We start from the raw sequence: 17,506 nt of genomic DNA on the forward strand, positions 1-17,506 counted from the left end.
CGTGATCGTCGATCCCTTCGTCCTGACGGCGGGGCTGCGCGCCACCCGGCTGGTGCGGGAGGCCGCGCGGCGGCTGACCGGACCACCCCCCGCCGGCATCCCGACCGAGGTCACCGAGGCGTACGCGACGGCCGTCGTCGTCCCAGCGGACGGCCTGCCCGACGGCGTGGCCGCCGCCGACGTCGAGCGGCTCTACGCCGCCGAGGGTGTCGTCTGCCTTTTCGTACCCGTGACATGAGGAGCGCGCGATGACAGCACGCAAGCCCGCCCGGTCGGGTGCGGCCCAGCCCGACCTGGCGCCGGAGGCCCCGGCCGGGACCCCGAACACCCCCGGGGCCCCGGCCGGGGACCAGCCGGTCCCCGAACCGCTCACGCCCGGACCGCTCTCGCCCGAGGCATGGCAGCGCCTGCGCGACCGGCTCGTTCGCAAGTACCACTGATCCGGCTCGACCGAGCCCGACATGGAGGAGGACCCTGATGGCCGTTCGGTATGTCCGGGTTAAGCCACTCGTCAATCTCTTCGCACCGGCCGTGCGCGCGTTCGGCAACATCGCTGTCATCGGCCGGGTGACCACCGCGGTCACCAAGCCGCCCGTGCCCGTGCTGTTCACCGGCCCGGACGACGCGCACAAGAGCTTCCCCGGCCAACTGGCCGACTCGATCGACCTCGCGTTCCGTCAGACGCCCGGCCCGACGCTGGTCTACGGCGTCCCCGTCGCCACGGACGCACCCGACTGGGCGGGCGCACTGGAGGTCGTCGCGGGCCTGAACGTGCAACTCGTCATGCTGGCGAACACTCCGCTCAACAAGGACACGAAGGTCGCGGGCGGCCCGATCGACCTGCTGTCCGCCCACGTCACGGCCGTGTCCAACACGGGGGCCGACGGCCTGGAGCGGATGGGCGTCGCGATGCTGGAGAGCGGCGTCGCCAAGGCGGACGACATCCTGACCAACGAGCGCATGGTCTACATCGCACACAAGAGCACACAGGACGCGGCGGCCGCCGTCGCCGGCACCATCGCCGGATACGAACCGTCCGTGTCGCTGCTGCTCAAGCCGGTGAACATCGTCAGCCCGCCGTTCACCCCGGCCGAGATCGAGACGCTGAACGGCACCGAGACGGACGACTCGGGACCGGCGGGAAAGGGCGTCAACTGGCTGACCAGCCCGGCGCTCATCCCCGGCAACGGCGTCTACATGGGCGAGGGCTACACCGGCGATCCCGGTGGCGGGAAGAGGTACATGGACATCGTCCGGATGGTGGACGACCTCTCGTTCAGGCTCAAGGCGCAGCTCATCCACTCGATCGGGAACGTGCGGATCAGCAGGTCGGGGCTGCGCGCGCTGGTCGCCCAGATGGAGGCGATCCTCACACCGCTGCTCGACGCGGACGTGCTCAACAGCTTCGAGGTGGTCGTCCCGGTCCTCACGCTGCTGGACAAGGACCCCGCCACGCTCAGCGCCGCCGAGGCGGCCGCGATCCACGCCGCCGAGGTCCAGCGGCTCGTCCAGGTGCTGGCCGCGGTCGAGTACGCCGGCGCCGTTCACCGGATCTCGATCACCTTGAAGTTCGACTAGGAAAGGGGTACCTGATGGCCGACTGGAACACGCGGCTCGAGGTGAAGCTCGGGGACGCCACGATCACACCGATCACCACCTTCACGCCCACCTTCAACGTGCCGCACACGGTGCTGCACAGCATCGAGGCCGACAACGTCGGATTCGTCCGCCAGCCGGCCACGTTCACGTTCACGATGGGCGTGCCCGCGGTCGCGACAGCCGTCGCCGAGCTGACCCAACTGGCCACGACCGGAGCCGAGTTCCAGGTGATCGTCGCCGAGAAGAAGGGCACGGACTGGGCCTTCGGTTCGCTCAAGTTCGCCCGCTGCATCGTCACGTCGGCGAGCCCCAGCAACGTCGTCGTCGACGGCGTCCCGCAGGCGAGCTTCACCTGCCTCGCACTGTCCGTCGGCGTGGAGGCGTGAGCCGTGGACGGCGACATCGACGACGTTGACGACATCGACATCGACATCGACGAAGCGGGCGGTGGCGGCACGGGCGGTGACGGGGACGCCTTCGCCGTGCCGGGATTCGCGACCGGCGGCCGGGTCGAGCGGACCGGGATCGCGCTGGTCCACGAGGGCGAGTACATCGTCCCGCAGGCAGGCAGTGCGGCCGTCGTCTCGCCGACGAGCGAGGACGCGGTGGTCAACTACCACTTCCCCGTCCGGGTGGAGGTGGTCGGGACGCTGCCGGACGGCGAGGTCCAGCGGGTGGCCGGTTACGTCTTCGACCAGCTCGACCGCGAACTAGCGGCCCGTAACTGACGCGCTCGGAAGGGGGATTGCGATGGCCGGCGCGGTGAACCTGCCTGTGCTCGTGGGCCCGGTGCAGTTGCTGTACGTGCAGAGCATGACCGTCAACGAGGGGTACCGGGTCGAGCGCATCATGGGCAGCCGGTTCTCCCAGGCCACCCAGCCCACCAACAAGACGATCGCGATCGAGGCCGTACTGCTCGGCCCGCAGCGCCTGGAGCAGAAGAAGGCCCTGGAGGCGCTGGCGCTCACGGCGCGGCTGCTCGTCGCCGCCGCGCCGGAGGGCGGGTCCGCCATCGGCATCCCGGTCGTGTCCGGCTTGACCATCAGCCTGGACATGCAGGTGACCGACCTGCGATTCACGCAGGGCGTGACCAAGCGGGACGCCCTGGACGTGTCGATCATGCTCCAGCAGGTTCCGCGGCCCAGCCTGGCCGCGGTGCACGGCGAGGTCGCCGACCTGAGCCTGGCCGTCGGCAGCGCGAGCGTGCGCACCGGACCGGCTGTCAATCCCATCGCCCGCGTCCCGGGCGCCGCGCTGTGAGCATCGCCGCGCACGTCTCCGCGCACGTCGCCAAGAACAAGGAGGCAGGATATGGCGGCCCCGAATTTCCTCGCACTGCCGATCGACCCCGCCGAGGGGTTTCCGCAGGCGTTCCGGCTGTCCCTGGCCGGTCGCTCGTACCAGTTCCGCCTGTACGCCAACGTGCGGGAGGAACTCCTCGACAGCGTGCCGGACGGCCTGCTCGACCTGCCGGCCGACGGGGCGTTCCTGGTGTTGTCGGTGGACCGCGAGGAGCCGGCCGGCCTGGTCACGCTCCTGCGCCGCAAGCTGGTCCGCGGCGTCGAGTACCACGCGGCCGAGCTGGCGTTGACGTTCCCCGCCATGCGGCTGGACCCGCGCAACCTCAACGGCTCCGGCTCGTTCGGCTCCCAGGTCACGGGCGGGGTGGCCCTGCGATGAGCGCACGGACGAGCGCCCGGCGGGGGCGTGCGGCATGAGCTTCGCCATCTGGTACAAGGTCGAGATCTCGGCCGCCGGGGCGCCGCCCGGACTCGGGCTGCCGGTGACCGTGTCCAACGACGTGCTGGCCGGCGCGTTCGTACTCGACGCCGAGATCACCGTCACGATGACCGAGGGCGCCGCCACCGACACGTTCGAGATCACCCTGATCAACCTGCCGCTCGACCTCACCGAACTCATTCGCGCGGTCCGGGCCACGACACCGGTGGACGTCACGATCCATCTCGGGTACTTCGACGAGCCGACGACGAGGACGGGCGACGGCGGCCTCCTGCTGACCGGGCGGCTGACCAGGGTCTCCGGCTGCGTCGGGGCCGACGGGTACGCGCGTACCGTGCTGTACGGCCAGGAGACGGCCGGCTATCTGCTGCGCAGCACGCAGGCCGCGGCCGCCCGGGCCGGCGTGACGAGCGCGGCGGTGTTCGCGGGCGAGCTGGCCGGCAAGGCGAAGGTGCCGGTGGCTCCGGGCTCGACGCTGCCGGGGGACCTGGCCGGCTTCACCGTACGCAGCGGCTCCACGCTGGACGCCCTGCGCGCGCTGGCCGACCGGGGCGACGCGCCGCTGGTCGTCCGCGACGGCACGGTCTACCTCGGCGCGGCGGTCGGCGCGGCGGGCGACACCGCACCGGTGGCCTTCGCCCCCGACACCAACATCGTGTCGCTCGACACCGTCAACGGCGAGGACACCGCGGGCAGCCCGGCGCCGCCGGTGCGCGCCGCGCTCAACCTCACCGTTCTCGGTCACCCGCGCCTGCGGGTCGGGCAGGTCGGGAGGATCACCGGGCTGGCCCGCGTGCCCGCCGGGCCGCTGCGACTCTCGCGGGTGGTGCACAGCTTCACGACGAGCGGCGGGTACACCACGGAAGTCGGCCTGATCGCGGCGGGCGCGGGCGAGCGCGCCCAGGTCAACGCGGGCGTGCAGGTGGTGGTGGACCGCTGGCGGGACATGACGCACCGGGCCCTCGACGACCATCCGGCCATCGACGTGGGCGAGGTCACCGGCTACGCCGACGGCGCCGGCGGCAAGCACCTGGCCTCGCTGCACTACGCCCAGGCACCGGACCCGCAAGTGCTCGCACCCAGCGTCGCCAGCCCCGTCGATCCGACCGTGGACCTGCACGAGAAGCCGATCGCGTCGGTGTTCGCGTTCGACAGGACCGGCCTGGTCGTGCCGGTGTACCCGGGGATGCGCGCGCTGCTCGCCCACAACCGGGGCGCGGTCAACGACGCCGTGCTCGCCGGGTTCCTCTGGCCGGACAACCCCGTGCTGCGCCGCCCCGCCAACGAGCCGGGGGACTACTGGCTGGCACTGCCCACCGCGCTCGGCGACGACGGCCTGCCCACGGGCCCGGGCGCCAACGACCTCACCGACGCCGGCGGCCGCCGGGTGATCCAGGCGGCCGGCCTGCACCTCCTGGTCGGCGCGGGCGCGCTGCCCGAGGTGGGCACGCGGCCCGACCCGCCCGACGACGACACGATCACGATCGAGCATCACAGCGGCACGACGATCACCGTGGACGCCGGCGGCGCCGTCACCATCAGCACGAGCGACAAGCCGATCACGCTGACCAACGGCGAGGTCAGCCTGAAACTCGACGGCTCGAAAGTGGCGGTGTCGTGATGCCCGCCGTCCTCACTGCCGCGTCGAGCCTGGTGTGCCCGCACGGCGCGCCCCTGGTGATCACGCCGAGCCAGCAGCTGCTCGCCGTGGACGGCCAACCCGTGCTCGTCCAGGCCGACCTGCTCACGGCGACCATGCCGGCCTGTCAGAACAAGCCGCCGTGCGGCGCGGTCGCCTCCGTCGACACCGGCCTGTCCACGACGTTGTGGGTCGACGGCCAGCAGGTGGTGCTGGAGACCGCGCAGGGGCCGACGCTGACGGCCTCGCCGTGGCGGGTCGTGTCGGCAGGCCAGACGAAACTGGAGACAGCATGACAAAGCCGATATCCGCCGACCTGTTCGGGAACGGCCTGCTCGTGGACGACGGGGACCTGGTGTTCGACGGCGGGGACCTGGCCGCGGTGGCGGGGATCGCCAACCTCACCCAGGCGCTGACCCTGCGGGTCCTGACGCCGTCGGGCTCCGACCGGTTCAACACCGGCTACGGGCTGGACGTCACGCAGGCGTTCACCGTGCCCAACGGTGCCCGCATGGTCAAGGAAGTACTGAAGCTGAACCTGGTCGGCACGCTGGGCACGGACCCGCGGGTCAGCGAGGTCAGGCAGGTGACCTTCGACGACGATCCCGACCGGCTCGCCGCCGGTCCTAACGCGGTGGCGCGGGCGCGGCTTGCCCGGGCGCGCCGGGTGTGGGCCGTCGAGGCCGACCTGGAGACGGTGGCCGACGTCCCTGTGACGCTGCGCGTGAACGTGGAGGTGTGACGATCGTGACCGATTTCGGGGTGACTCCCGGCGGGTTCGTGCTCAAGCCCGTCGATGCGATTCTCGCCGAGTCCTTCGACCGGGCCAGGCAGGTCTTTCCCGGCGCGGACCTGACCAGTACCAGCGCGTTGCGCAAGATCCTGGAGACGGCCGCCGCCGAGGACGGCGAGGTGTGGAAGCGCCTGGAGGACCTGTACTACCAGAACTTCGTCTCCACTGCCGTCGGGGACGCCCTTGACCTGCTCGGCGAGGACATCGGCCTGGAACGCGCGCGGTTGTTCAGCAGCGGCACGGTCAGCGTCTCCGTCGTGAATCCGGCGGAGGGGCGGACTTATGTGCTGCCCGAGGGCGCCATCCTGGTGACCGCGGACCGGCCCGCCCGGGCGTTCGGCACGGTGGCGCCCGTCATGCTCGACAGCCGGGTGCCGACCGCCGACGTCGGCGTGGTGGCGTTCGAGCCGGGGCCCGCCGGCGACGTCGGCATCGGCGCGATCGGCGGCATCGACCCGACGTACGCCTCGGTCTACCTGGCCGACCTGGGAACCGCGCGCTTAGAGGTGGCCAACCGCGCGCCGCTCAAGGGCGGCACCGGCATGGAGGCGGACGAGTCCTACCGCGGCCGCCTGCTCGGCTTCGCCCGCAACCTGTGGACGGTCGAGTCGGTCGCCCAGGCGGCCCTCGGGGTCAGCGGTGTCATCGACGTGGTGCTGTCCGACCCGCTCGGCGGCGTGGACGTGTCGCAGAGCTACTTCGACCTGTTCAACTTCGACCAGCGGGCGTTCAGCAGCGAGCGCCGGGCCGGCGAGCCGTACTTCTTCAGCGTCGTGGTGGCACACGACTTCCGCTGGCCGTGGCAGACGACGGGCCCGGTGCCCGGCATCTTCGAACGGGTCGGCGCGGCCGTCGACGCGGTACGGCCGATCGGCATCCACGCGAACATCGTCGAGGCCGACCACATCGAGGTCGGTGTGCGGGCCACGCTGGTGATCGCGCCCGGCTCCGACGGCGTGGCGCTGCTCTCCTCGGTACGCCAACGGCTCGCCGCCGACATCGCCGGTCTGCGTCTGGGCGGCGACGTCCTGTACTCGCAGGTGGTCCGCGCGTTCGTGGAGCAGCCGGGCGTGCTCGACGTGCAGGGACTGCATCTGCGCCGCTCCCCCGCGGCGTTCGGCCGGATCACGTTCGGCGACGTGCCGTTCCAGGAGGTGCTCGCGGAGGCCGCGGTGGGCGAGAACCTGGCCATGGGCCCGACGGAACTGGCCAGGTTCGCGGCGGGCGGCGACGCCTTCGACGTGACGGTGGTGACCGGATGACCGCCGAGGTGGCCGCGTCCGCGACCGTCGCGACCCGGATGGGCCGCAGGCTGACCGTCCCGTTCGAGCGCGGCGCGGGGACGACGGAGCTGGCCCTCTCCCTGTACGGCAGCAGCCAGGTGACGGTCGCCGCCTACGACTTCGCCGACCACGTCGCCCGCTTCGGCGCGCTGCCCGAGCCGCGGTACGTGCTCACCGCCGCCCAGGACATCCCCGTCGGCACGAAGGTGACGGTGAGCTACGAGGAGCCGGACACGGGCGGGGAGGAGCAGCTGCTGTACGTCGACGTACCGGCGGGCACGGTGGCCGGTACGTCGTTCCTGCTCGAACAGCCGGTCACGGCGACCGCCCGGGTCTTCATGCTGACGATGGCGCCCACGCCGCCAGGCAACGACCCGCAGAACTGGTGGACGCTCACGGTGCTGCTCGGCAACCTGGCCAAGCTGCTGTGGGTCACCGGCGCCGAGCGCGAGCAGCTGCGCAGGCACGCGACGTTCACCCTCGCCCAGCGGCCCCTGCCGTCCGCTGTGGGGCTCAGCCTCGACCTCATCGGCGCCGACCTCGGCGTGCCGCGCTTCCCGCCGTTGCCGCACGGGTTCGACGCCGGCACCGTGGCGCTGTACCACCTCGACGACGCGGCCGGGTCCGCATCGGCGGCGGAGGTGACCGCCGCCTACCCGGGCCGGACCGGGCACCCGGGCACGCTCGAAGGACCGGTGCAGCTCGGCGTCCCGGGCCGGTACGGCCAGGCGATGGCCTTCCGGGCCGCCGAGGCCGCCGTCTCCGTCACGACCAGCACCGCGTTCGACATCGGCGAGCACGACGGTGCCACGATCGAGTGTTTCGTCCGCCCCGACCAGGAGCCCCCGCACGCCCCGGACGGGCCGGTGCTGAGCCGGCACCCCGACCCCGTGGGCGGCGAAGGGCCCGGCTGGATGCTCGCGGTCGGCTCGTTCGGGCGGGGCATCGCGCGCAGCCTGTCGTTCACGATCAGCGACGGGGACACCACGGTCCGCCTGTTCGCGGACACCACACTGCCGACCGACGCGTTCACCCATGTCGCCGCGGTGGTCGACAGGATCACCGGCCGGGTCTCGCTCTACCTCGACGGGCAGCTGCGCGACTGGCGGTTCCTCTACCCGCTCGGCGTGGTCGCCAGCACGGCCCCGCTGCGCATCGGCGCGGCCGGCGGCTCCTTCCGCGGGATCGTCGACGAGGTGCGGATCAGCTCCGTGGCGAGGGCCGACTTCGCGCCGGCCCTCGGCGAGGACGACGACCACTACCGCAAGCGGCTCGAACTGTTCCGCCGCTGGACGCTGCCGACCCCGGCCAGCCTCACCACGCTCCTCAACCGGCTGGCAGGCCCGATCGGCGACGACGAGGACTCGGACGCGCTGGTGGTCGACGACAGGAACGGCCCGCTGGTCCGCGGCACCCGTCTCGTGCACGTCCGGCCGCGGGCCCTGCTCCCCGGGGAGAGCATCGACGCGGCGGGACGGCGGCGTTCGCCCGAGGCGGGCGTGGTCGGCACCGCGGGCCAGGAGAGCGCGTTCGACCCGGCCTACCTGCTGCGCTACGACCGCGCCGACGTGGACTTCACCCCGGCACCGGCCGGGAGCGGGCCGGCCGACCCACGCCTGGTGCAGGTCGGGGTGGCCGAGCGGCTCGACGCCCTGGTCACGCTGGCCGGCGCCGAGACCGTGCCGCCGGGCCGGCTGCTGGTCGCCGCCGGCTACGACCCCGGGGCGGACGACCTGCGAGCGACCGGCCGGGCGGTCCTGCTCGGGCACAGCTCGGTGGCGCCGGGCCGCCTCGCGGCGCTCGCCCACCGGGCGGGTTTCGACTACGTCAGCCACCGCGGGGCGGGCGGCCCCGGGCAGGTCTACGCGGCCGCGGCGCTGGAGGACTACTTCAGGGTCGACCTGGCCCTGGCCGACCCCGACCCGACCGTCACCGCCCAGGCCGCCGCCGGCCCGAACGACCTGACCCCGCCCGCCCCCGACCCCACCGACCTGACCCCGGGCACCGCCGTGACGCTGTCGCTGCGGCCCGCGCCCCCGGCGGACGCCTTCCTGCGCTGGCTCGTCGTGCCCGGTGGTGCCGGACGCGGCACGCTGACGCCTGAGAGCGGCCCCGGATCACGGCACCGGACCGCCTCGCTGCTGCCCTCCGCGCCCGGACAGCTGATCGTCAAGGCCGACGTGACGCGAAGCCGGCACTCCGTCCCGGTGTCGGCGACCCGCGCGCTGCGGGTGGGTCTGCCCGGCCTCGACGACGGCGCCACGGTCACCGCCGACGGCACGCCCGGTCTGCCCGCGTCCGGCGTCGACCGCCCGGGGACGTACTTCGACGCGGCGTTCCTGGTGTTCCACGACGACCCCCGGGTCGACTACGGCGGCCACGACGCCCACCTCATGCAGCCGGCCGTCGCCGAACTGCTCGACGCCCTGCCCGCCGAGCTGGCCCGCCGGTCCGTCACCGGACGGCTCGCCGTCACCGCCGGGTACGCCGCCACCAGCGACCCTCCCGACCTGGCCGTCAAGGAGGGGCGCAGGCTCGTCCTGCGGCACGGTTCCCTGGACGCCGGGGCACTGGCCAAGGTGGCGTTCGCGGTCGGCTTCGCCCATCTCACGCGGCACGGCGACGACCTGGAGGTGCGCCAGACGCCCGGGCAGCTCGTCGAGGTCCGCGGGCCCTCCGGCGTCGAGGGGGGCGCGGTCATCGAGCTGGACGAGGGCACCACCATGGACCTCACCGCGACCCCGACCGCCGAAACCCTCGCCACCGCCGGGCTCACCGGCCAAGCACCCGCCGAGGGACCGCGGTTGAGCTGGGCCTCGGGGACGTACGACACCGCCGCGATCACCGTCGGGTCCAGCACCCGGCAGACCGTCACGCTGCGGGCCGACGCCGCCGGAATGGCCTGGGTGCAGGCGAGCTATCTGATCGGCGGCGAGCCCGTCCCGTACACGTTCCAGGTGCGCCTGCGGCCTGAACTCGACACCCCGGCAACGGTGATCACCAAGGAGCAGCACGACCTGATCATGAACGTCCTCAATGTGCTGCATCCGGTCGGCGTCGAGGTCAACACGGCGGCGGTCCGCGCGCACGTGATCGAGGTCCAGGGCGACTTCGCCCAGGCCAATCCCGACTACACCTACCCGAAGTTCCGCGCACGCAGCACCCTGCCGCGCCAAGTCAGGAGGCCCGCCGATGGCTGACATCAGCTTCAGTCCCACGTTCAGCCACAGGGAGTTCGTGGACGGTCCCGACGGCGACCGGGTCAGGGCGGACGAACCGAACGGCTTCAACGCCCGGTTCGGCGCCATCGAGGGCGACCTGCGCCAGATGTCCACCGTCGTCGACCAGATCAGGGCGGCCATCGCCGCACGCGGCACGGGGCCGGTCGAGCACGTGCTCGTCCTGCCGCCGAGACTGCTGAACTTCCCCGCGCGCTCCAACTGGACCACCACCGCCAGCGGTGCGGCCCAGGCCAACGACCATGGCGTCGACGGAATGATGGAGGTGGCGCTCCCCGACAACGTCCGGCTGGTCTCGTTCCGCGCCATGGGCCAGAACCCCAGCGGGGCGGCGGCGCCGCCGGTCATCTCCCTGTCCCGTCTCTCCATCCCCGGCGGCACCCCGGAGACGGTGGCCCAGATCTCCGGTGACACGAACCCGTACGACAAGACCACGGTGATCGACGCATCCGTGGCCACGACCGCGACCGCGACGTACCGGTACCTCATCCGGGCCTCCGTCGTGTTCGCCCCCCAACCGGTGACGATCGCCGGTTTCCAGATCGTCTACACCAGCAGCTGAGGAGTCATCGTGGCCGACATCAGCTACATCCCCACGTTCCGCGACGTCCCCTGGACGGACCGCAGGGACCGGGTGGCGGCGGGCGGGCCGAACGGGTTCAACGGCAAGTTCAACGCGATAGCGAGCGACCTGCGCCAGTTCTCCACGGTGGTGACCCGTATCGGCGGCGCGATCGACGCGTCGAACGCCCCTCCGCCGCCGCAGCAGCAGCGGCTCAGCTTCACGCCGGTCCTGCACACGACCTCGTCCTCGACGGGCGAGTGGACCTATGACGCGAACGGCCTCGTCAGCACGGGCGGCGGTGAGACGCTCGGGGTGGCCAACCTGAACCTGCCCGACGGGCTTCGGCTGACATCGGTGCGGGTGGTAGGCACCATCGGAAGGAACTCCTTCGGGGCCGGTGGCGGCGGCGTCTCGTTGCTGCGCACGCCACTTCGGCTGGTCGTGCCGCCACCGGCCCCCGAGTCGCTGACCGGCGACGGCGACATCCCGGGCAAGGGGGCTTTCGACCTGCAGATACCGGTCACCGCGTCGCGCGCCCTGATCGACACCAGCGTCTTCCGCTACGTCTTCACCGCGAACTTCACCACCATCACCTTCGGCGGTCTGTCGATCGAGGCCGTCCATCTCACCTTCGCACCGCCGTCCTGAGCGGGAAGGGACACCGATGACCGACCTCAGCTACACACCCACGTTCGCGCCCAGCAACTGGATCGACAACGTCGACCTCATCCAGGCGGACGGCCCGAACGGCTTCAACGTGCGGTTCGACGCGATCCAGGCCGACCTGCTCCGGGCAGCCTCCGTGGTCTCCGAGATCAGCACCGCGATCGCCCGGCCCGTCGGCGTCCCGACCGGCCAGCAGCTGCTCACGCCCGGCCTCGACCTCGTCTCCCCGCCGTCGCTCGGCACCGGCGGCTGGACCTACGACGAGACCGGGGCGGCGCACCCCGACGCCGGCAGCGGCGGCGGCAGTGCGCTGATGGGCCTCGGCCTGCCGGCGGACATCCGGCTGGTCTCGTTCCGGGCCATCGGCCTGTTCGCCGGCGGCCCGACCGACCTCAACATCCTCCTGCTCAGGATTCCCCTGTCCGACGCGAACGCGGTCCCCGACAGGCTCGCCGAGATCAGGAACGACACGTCCGCCTTCACCAATCCCTACGACATCACGGTGCCCGTCAACGCCGAGTTCGCCGCCGTCGACCCCAACGTGTTCCACTACTACATCGCGCTGTCGTCGGGCTTCGTCCAGGACTCCAGCGCCACGAGCCTGGCGACCGTCCAACTCGCCTACACCGCGGGCTGAGTCCGACGCCATGCGGATCGACTGCCACGTCCCGATCACCCTGCGGATCGTCGGGGTGCCGACCGACGAACAACTGGAGGCGGCCGGCCGCGCCCTGACCCGCGCGGTCGCGGCACGCCTCGCCGAGGCCGAGCGCATGCTGGCCGAGCGCCACCCGGAACGGGCCACCGGGGCGGCCGGTGCCGCCGCGACGCCCGGTCCGGTCGGGTATCCGGCGGTCGCGCACCTCGACGCCGCCGGGCTGGCACACGAGGAGCAGCGCTCGGCGGCGCGGGCGCACGGCGTGCCGGTGGGCGAGAGCGAGAAGCCACCGGACGACCCGTTCGCCGGGGCGCTGCGCGAGGCGGAGCGGGAGTCCGCGCTCGCACACCCGCCGGCCCCACCCCGGCCGGAGCCGGTCGTACCGGGCGACCGCTCGCAGCAGGACGACGCCCTCGTGCCCTTCTTCGACCCGGCGGCCGACCTGTGGCCGCTGTCCGGTGTCGAGGAACGGATCGCCGTGCTCGCAGGTGAGACCGAGGAACGTGAGCGGGCCTCCGGCCGGAAGGTCACCCACACCAGGGACAACATGATCGAGTACTGGAAGGGGCGCTTCGTCTCGTCGGTGGACTACATCCTCTACCGCCGGGGCGGCGGGCAACGGGGAAAGCTCGCCGCGCGACTCGCGGCCGCGGAGGAGAAACTCGCGGGCGAGTACCGCCGGCTGCGGGCGCAGGCCGCCGCGGCGGCCGACAAGAGGGCCGCCGAGTCGCTACGGCTCCGCTCCGAGCAGGACCCGGACGTGGTCGACGAGATCCTCGCACTGCACCGCGCCGAGGAGGAGAGGTACGCGGCCAGGCTGGCGGGTGTGATCGCCCGGGTGGAGGCCCTGCGCCGCGACTACGGGGGCAGATGGCGGCAGGTGGCCGAGCGGGCGGCGCGTGAGTTCGTGGTGATCGCCGCCAACGAGGCGGCGTTCCTCGGGCACGACCCGCAGCCCCAGGTCCGGGTCTACGGCCTCCCCGAGTACCTCGAAGGCACGGTACCGGCGGCCGACCGGCCCGATGTCCTGGCGCAGGGCAAGGACGTGCCCGGCTCGTCCCCGACCGTCGTCAGGTTCATCGAGGCCGTCAGGAAGGAAACCGGCCGGCAGGTGAAGGCGGACAACTATCCGCGTCATGCGAGCAGCAACCCGTTGCTCGGGGATCGGGAGACCGTCGGCGAGTACTCGTTCGACATGGACCTGAGCGGTTTCCTCGAGATCACGGAGGACGGGTTCTACGAGCGTGACAAGCTCGTCGGCTTCCTGGTCGCGGTCGACCGCGCCGCGCGCCACGAGCGGATCGCGTGGAACGCGTACTACAACGACGCGGTCGTCGCAGGCCGGGTCAACTCCGCGGTCGGCCGCAGACGGATCCTCTTCTCCGGCGGTGGCGGCCCCAAGAACGACCCGGGCAGCTTCCACCACGGTCCTGGCCTCTACGTGCTGCACATCCACTTCAACGTCATGCCGGTCGACATCGCCGCGCAGTACCTCGTGGGCAACCCGACCGAGGTCGAGATCGACTAGGGCCCGTCACTCCCCGGAGGTTCACGGTCATGCGACGCAGCTATCACCTGCCCACCGACGTCGGGGTGCCGGACGGCCTGCCGGCCCGGGACCGGCAGGTCCTGGGCGCCGTCGTCCTCGCCGCGGTCGGCCGTGCCGTGCGCGCCGCGGCCCCCGGCGAGACGGCACGGCCGGCCGCGGGCCCGAGGCCGCAGCCCCGCGAACGGGTCGCCGGGGCCGGCGGCGACGCCTACGCCGTACCGAGTTACGGGGACGCCGGGAACAAGGTCGGCATACCCGTCGCCGGCCAGCCGCAGCGTGCGGCGGCAGCGGTACCCGGCGACGGGCGCGACCCGGCGGACCCGCACAACCGACTCACCGCTCGGGAGCTGTTCGACATCTGGATGAGGTACTGGACGGTGCGCCACAACGAGGCTCTCCGACACGAGCGGGAGGTCCGCAGGAGTGTCTGGCGCATCGACGTCGTCGCGTTCACCTCGCATGAGCGGAAGTTCCGTCTCGGCGACCGCGGCGCGCACGGCCCCGCATACCGGGCGGCCGCCGACGAGCTGGACTTCTGCCAGTGGATGGCCTCCGCGGCGACGGAACTCCTCGTCTGGCTCGAAGTCCAGGAGAAGAAGGGGACTCCGGTCACCTTCGAGCAGGCGAACCGGGCCGCGGCGAGCATCGCGCGCGGCCTCGCCTTCAACCAGACATGGGTGCAGCCGCTGCTCCTCGCCGTCGTCGGGGGTGCCTCGGTCCGGTCCGCGGAGACCGGGGCCGGCGCCGGTCGGCCGCCCGCCTCGCCGCGTGTGCCCGCGGCCACGGAACAGCCTCCCGCCTCGCCGCGTGTGCCCGCGGCCACGGAACAGCCTCCCGCCTCGCCGCGTCCCCCGGGCGGCGGGTGGATCGCCAGGACGGCCCGGAACGCGGTGGCCCGCGCGATGATCGGCCTGTCGGAAGCCGAGTCCGCGACCAGGATGGCCACCGGTTCCCCCGCCGTGACCGAGCCGGCCCGCCCGCTCTCCGGGCGTCCGCCGGCCACGATGCCGTCGCCGGCTGCCCAGGAACCGTCGGCCCGACCCGCCTCGCAGGCACCGACCGCGCCCGCGCCACAGGCGCCGGCCGTCGCCCCTGCCGCGCCCACCCCCGCCACCGCCCGCCCCGACATGCGGGCCGCCACCGTGATCTCGCCGCAGACCCGCACTCCGGCGGTGTCCCGGCCGGACCTCCTCGCGGAGTACGAGCGCGTAGCCAACAGCAGGATGGCTGCGGTGGTCCTCGACGTGCTCAGGGGCCGGCGCACCACTGCCACCCGCACCAGGCTGGCCCAACTGCGGCAGCAGTTCGACCAGTTGAGGCGACAGGTCGGCAACGGGCCGATGACGCCGGCCCAGCGGTCCGCCGCCACCGCCGTTCTCCGGGAGGCGAGGGACCTGGCCAGGGCCGACTTCGACAACGTACGGAAGGCGATCTGGCGCCGTCTGCGCGCCGACCCGGACCTCCTGCGCATCGAGCGGCGGCTCCAGGCCGCCGGCGACGCCGCCCAGGGGGGCTCCGCGCTGCGGGTCAGCACGCGGACCGCCACGGGCACCCGGTTCGAGGCGCTCGGTGTCGAGCACCGCACCCGGCTCTCCGACGACCCCTGGCGGTACGACGACCCCGCCAACCTCATCGTCACGGACGCCCCCCAGAACGAGCAGTACCTCGAGGCGCTGCGCCGGCACGGCTCGATCTGGCCGACCGGCGACGTCGAGGACTTCGTGATCCGCCACCGGCTCAACGACCAGGGCGTGGACTTCACTCCTGACACCCGGCAGTGACGACCTGTTCTCCGACGCACCCGGGCCCACGTGGTCCGCTGAGCGGAAAGGCGCATGACAGACGCCCTCGGCCTGGTCACGCTGGCTGCCTCAGGCACATGCGGACGGCATGGCACACGGCACTGGCCGCTCGACGTGCGGCCGCGACACGGGGGAACGGCGACGACTGATGGCCCGGAACGAATTGACGGCGGAGCCGCGAAGAGACCGTAAGACGGTACGGGAACAAGACCTTGTCGGACTGCGCCTGTTCGGCACCTTCCGACTGGAGGGAGTGAACGGGAGCGTCGCTGTTCCGGCGAGCGCACAACGGCTGCTGGCCTATCTCGGACTGCACAAGCGTGCGCCCCGTTCGGTCGTCGCCGGGACGCTGTGGCCCGACGTCACCGAGGAGCACGCGCACGGCAGTCTGCGTACGGTGCTCTGGCGGCTGCGCCGGATGCGGCAGCCGGTGGTCCGCAGCGACGGCGACAGCCTGTGCCTGGCGGACTGGGTGTCCGTAGACGTCGACGACTTCACCCGCGCGGCGCTGCGGTTGACCGGTTCCCTGCCGGCTCCGGGTGAGGCGCCGCCCCCGCTCGTCCTCCTCGAGAGCGGCGAACTGCTGCCCGGATGGGACGAGGAGTGGATCCACCCGGAGCGGGAGCGGCTGCGCCAACTCCGCCTGCACGCACTCGAATCGCTCAGCGTCCGGCTCACCGTGCGCGGCTGCTACGCGCTCGCGCTGGAGGCGGCCCTCAGATGCGTCGCGATCGAGCCCCTGCGTGAGAGCGCCCACTGCGCGGTGGTGGCCGTCCACCTGGCCGAGAACAACATCGTGGAGGCGATCCGGCACTACGAGGCGTTCCGGCGGCTGCTCGGCGCGGAACTCGGACTCGAACCCTCGGCGCGCCTGGCCGGCATGTTCCCGTACCAGGTCAAGGGGCGGCGCCCGGAGGGGGGCTTGATACGGCGGTGACGTCCCGGTCACGGGGCGCCTGCCGTTCCTGTTCGGCCACCGTCTCCCTGACCTGCTACAAGAAGCTCTCCACAGCGCGGTCGGGCTCGGGCCCGACGGATCAGGCCCGGGTCACCGGTGCCTGCAGTTCCGTGACCCAGTCGTCGCGGTTCTCGGGGCACTCCAGACTGACCTCGCGGGGGTAACCGTTCGACCGGTAGCCGTTGGCGTCGGTCCAGTGGGCCAGGGTCTGGGCGGTGGGAAGCACGGTGTCCATCGAACCGCGGTGCACGATGGTCGCGGCCTGGTCCAGGGGCGGCAGGTCGAGGACGCGGAAGGCGCCGTCCTGGAGAGGGGCGGAGACCTGCACGGCGGCGTGGACGCTGATCCTGCCGCCGCCCTCCGGGGCGTCCTCGTAGTAGGCGACACCGGGGCCCGTGGGGGTGACCCCCGCCGATCCCAGGCGCCGGAACAGTTCGTCGTAGAGCGGCCCGATGACCGGGCCGATGTCCTCGGGCCCGTAACTCGCGGCGGTCGCGGTCAGCTCCGCCACGCGGACAGTGGGGACGCTCTTGATGACAACGTCGTTCGTGGGCATGTGGCCCTCGCTCTCGATCGCTCGGAGCCTCGCTTCGACCTGGACCAGCCGTGCTCCTGCGGCAGCCATGGCGGTCTCCAGTTCTGCCCGCCGCAGCCGCAGCATGCCGCGCAGTTCCTCGGCGCCGACCTTCTCGTCCACGATGTCCAGGACCTGCTGAAGGGTGAATCCGAGGTCCTTGAGCGCGATGATCCGGTTGAGGCGGGCGAGCTGAGCCGCGGCGTAGTAGCGGTAGCCGCTGGCAGGGTCGACATGGGCCGGGCGCAGCAGGCCGGTCGCGTCGTAGTGACGCAGCATCCGGACCGAGACGCGGCCGTGCCGGGCGAAGTCTCCGATGGTGAACATGATGTCTCCGAGCTGACCGCCTGACACGGTGTGAGGGTCAAGAAGCTACTCGGCGGCGGAGGAACACCGAGAACGCGGGGCACCATCGGCGCAGCCGCCGGGAGTCTCCGTCAA

The 17,506-nt window shown here is 72.4% G+C and carries 19 protein-coding genes; 18 read left to right on the top strand and 1 reads right to left on the bottom strand.

The genetic code is table 11. The features are described from left to right. From KVT45_RS49660 to KVT45_RS49745, 18 genes are all read left to right on the top strand, one after another. The coding region (locus tag KVT45_RS49660; RefSeq protein ID WP_217560457.1) for a hypothetical protein at positions 1–238 on the top strand (238 nt) is incomplete at its 5' end. A gap of 10 nt (positions 239–248) precedes the next feature. Further along, complete coding sequence (locus tag KVT45_RS49665; RefSeq protein ID WP_217560464.1) at positions 249–440, top strand: hypothetical protein; 192 nt, start codon at positions 249–251, stop codon at positions 438–440. Between the two features lie 37 nt (positions 441–477). After that, complete coding sequence (locus tag KVT45_RS49670; RefSeq protein ID WP_217560470.1) at positions 478–1,578, top strand: hypothetical protein; 1,101 nt, start codon at positions 478–480, stop codon at positions 1,576–1,578. Between the two features lie 14 nt (positions 1,579–1,592). Continuing rightward, a complete protein-coding gene (locus tag KVT45_RS49675) occupies positions 1,593–1,985 on the top strand; it encodes a hypothetical protein (RefSeq protein WP_217560490.1) in 393 nt (130 codons plus the stop codon). A 3-nt stretch (positions 1,986–1,988) separates the two neighbouring features. Then, positions 1,989–2,327, top strand: a complete 339-nt coding sequence (locus tag KVT45_RS49680; RefSeq protein WP_217560498.1) for a hypothetical protein — start codon at positions 1,989–1,991, stop codon at positions 2,325–2,327. A 22-nt stretch (positions 2,328–2,349) separates the two neighbouring features. Beyond that, on the top strand, positions 2,350–2,859 hold the full coding sequence (locus tag KVT45_RS49685; protein WP_217560512.1) for a hypothetical protein: 510 nt from the start codon (positions 2,350–2,352) through the stop codon (positions 2,857–2,859). 51 nt (positions 2,860–2,910) lie between these two features. Then, positions 2,911–3,279, top strand: a complete 369-nt coding sequence (locus KVT45_RS49690; RefSeq protein WP_217560530.1) for a hypothetical protein — start codon at positions 2,911–2,913, stop codon at positions 3,277–3,279. A gap of 34 nt (positions 3,280–3,313) precedes the next feature. Beyond that, positions 3,314–4,960: a hypothetical protein gene (locus KVT45_RS49695; RefSeq protein WP_217560539.1), complete on the top strand. Its 1,647-nt coding sequence runs from the start codon at positions 3,314–3,316 to the stop codon at positions 4,958–4,960. Continuing rightward, positions 4,960–5,274 carry a hypothetical protein gene (locus tag KVT45_RS49700; protein WP_217560541.1) on the top strand — a complete coding sequence of 105 codons (315 nt, stop codon included), beginning with the start codon at positions 4,960–4,962 and terminating at the stop codon, positions 5,272–5,274. Before KVT45_RS49695 ends, KVT45_RS49700 begins: the two co-directional genes overlap by 1 nt. Next, positions 5,271–5,720, top strand: a complete 450-nt coding sequence (locus KVT45_RS49705; RefSeq protein WP_217560543.1) for a hypothetical protein — start codon at positions 5,271–5,273, stop codon at positions 5,718–5,720. Before KVT45_RS49700 ends, KVT45_RS49705 begins: the two co-directional genes overlap by 4 nt. A gap of 5 nt (positions 5,721–5,725) precedes the next feature. Beyond that, positions 5,726–7,033, top strand: a complete 1,308-nt coding sequence (locus tag KVT45_RS49710) for a baseplate J/gp47 family protein (RefSeq protein WP_217560551.1) — start codon at positions 5,726–5,728, stop codon at positions 7,031–7,033. Further along, positions 7,030–10,254 (top strand): LamG domain-containing protein, encoded by a 3,225-nt coding sequence (locus KVT45_RS49715; protein ID WP_217560566.1) that lies wholly within the window; start codon positions 7,030–7,032, stop codon positions 10,252–10,254. Before KVT45_RS49710 ends, KVT45_RS49715 begins: the two co-directional genes overlap by 4 nt. Next, positions 10,247–10,855 (top strand): hypothetical protein, encoded by a 609-nt coding sequence (locus tag KVT45_RS49720; RefSeq protein ID WP_217560575.1) that lies wholly within the window; start codon positions 10,247–10,249, stop codon positions 10,853–10,855. Before KVT45_RS49715 ends, KVT45_RS49720 begins: the two co-directional genes overlap by 8 nt. A gap of 9 nt (positions 10,856–10,864) precedes the next feature. After that, positions 10,865–11,506, top strand: coding sequence for a hypothetical protein (locus KVT45_RS49725; protein ID WP_217560584.1), 642 nt, complete (start codon positions 10,865–10,867; stop codon positions 11,504–11,506). 16 nt (positions 11,507–11,522) lie between these two features. Further along, positions 11,523–12,161 carry a hypothetical protein gene (locus tag KVT45_RS49730; protein WP_217560592.1) on the top strand — a complete coding sequence of 213 codons (639 nt, stop codon included), beginning with the start codon at positions 11,523–11,525 and terminating at the stop codon, positions 12,159–12,161. Between the two features lie 10 nt (positions 12,162–12,171). Then, complete coding sequence (locus KVT45_RS49735) at positions 12,172–13,710, top strand: hypothetical protein (protein WP_217560602.1); 1,539 nt, start codon at positions 12,172–12,174, stop codon at positions 13,708–13,710. Between the two features lie 29 nt (positions 13,711–13,739). After that, the gene (locus KVT45_RS49740) at positions 13,740–15,512 is read left to right on the top strand and encodes a hypothetical protein (RefSeq protein ID WP_217560619.1); all 1,773 of its coding nucleotides are present in this window, start codon (positions 13,740–13,742) and stop codon (positions 15,510–15,512) included. 274 nt (positions 15,513–15,786) lie between these two features. Beyond that, the gene (locus tag KVT45_RS49745) at positions 15,787–16,470 is read left to right on the top strand and encodes a BTAD domain-containing putative transcriptional regulator (RefSeq protein WP_308311118.1); all 684 of its coding nucleotides are present in this window, start codon (positions 15,787–15,789) and stop codon (positions 16,468–16,470) included. A gap of 100 nt (positions 16,471–16,570) precedes the next feature. On the opposite strand, the gene KVT45_RS49750 is transcribed toward KVT45_RS49745, so the two are convergent. Further along, positions 16,571–17,392 carry a MerR family transcriptional regulator gene (locus KVT45_RS49750; RefSeq protein ID WP_217560635.1) on the bottom strand — a complete coding sequence of 274 codons (822 nt, stop codon included), beginning with the start codon at positions 17,390–17,392 and terminating at the stop codon, positions 16,571–16,573. Positions 17,393–17,506 lie beyond the last annotated feature (114 nt).

This window comes from Streptomyces sp. GbtcB6 (assembly GCF_019091475.1).
GTDB lineage: Bacteria > Actinomycetota > Actinomycetes > Streptomycetales > Streptomycetaceae > Streptomyces > Streptomyces hyaluromycini.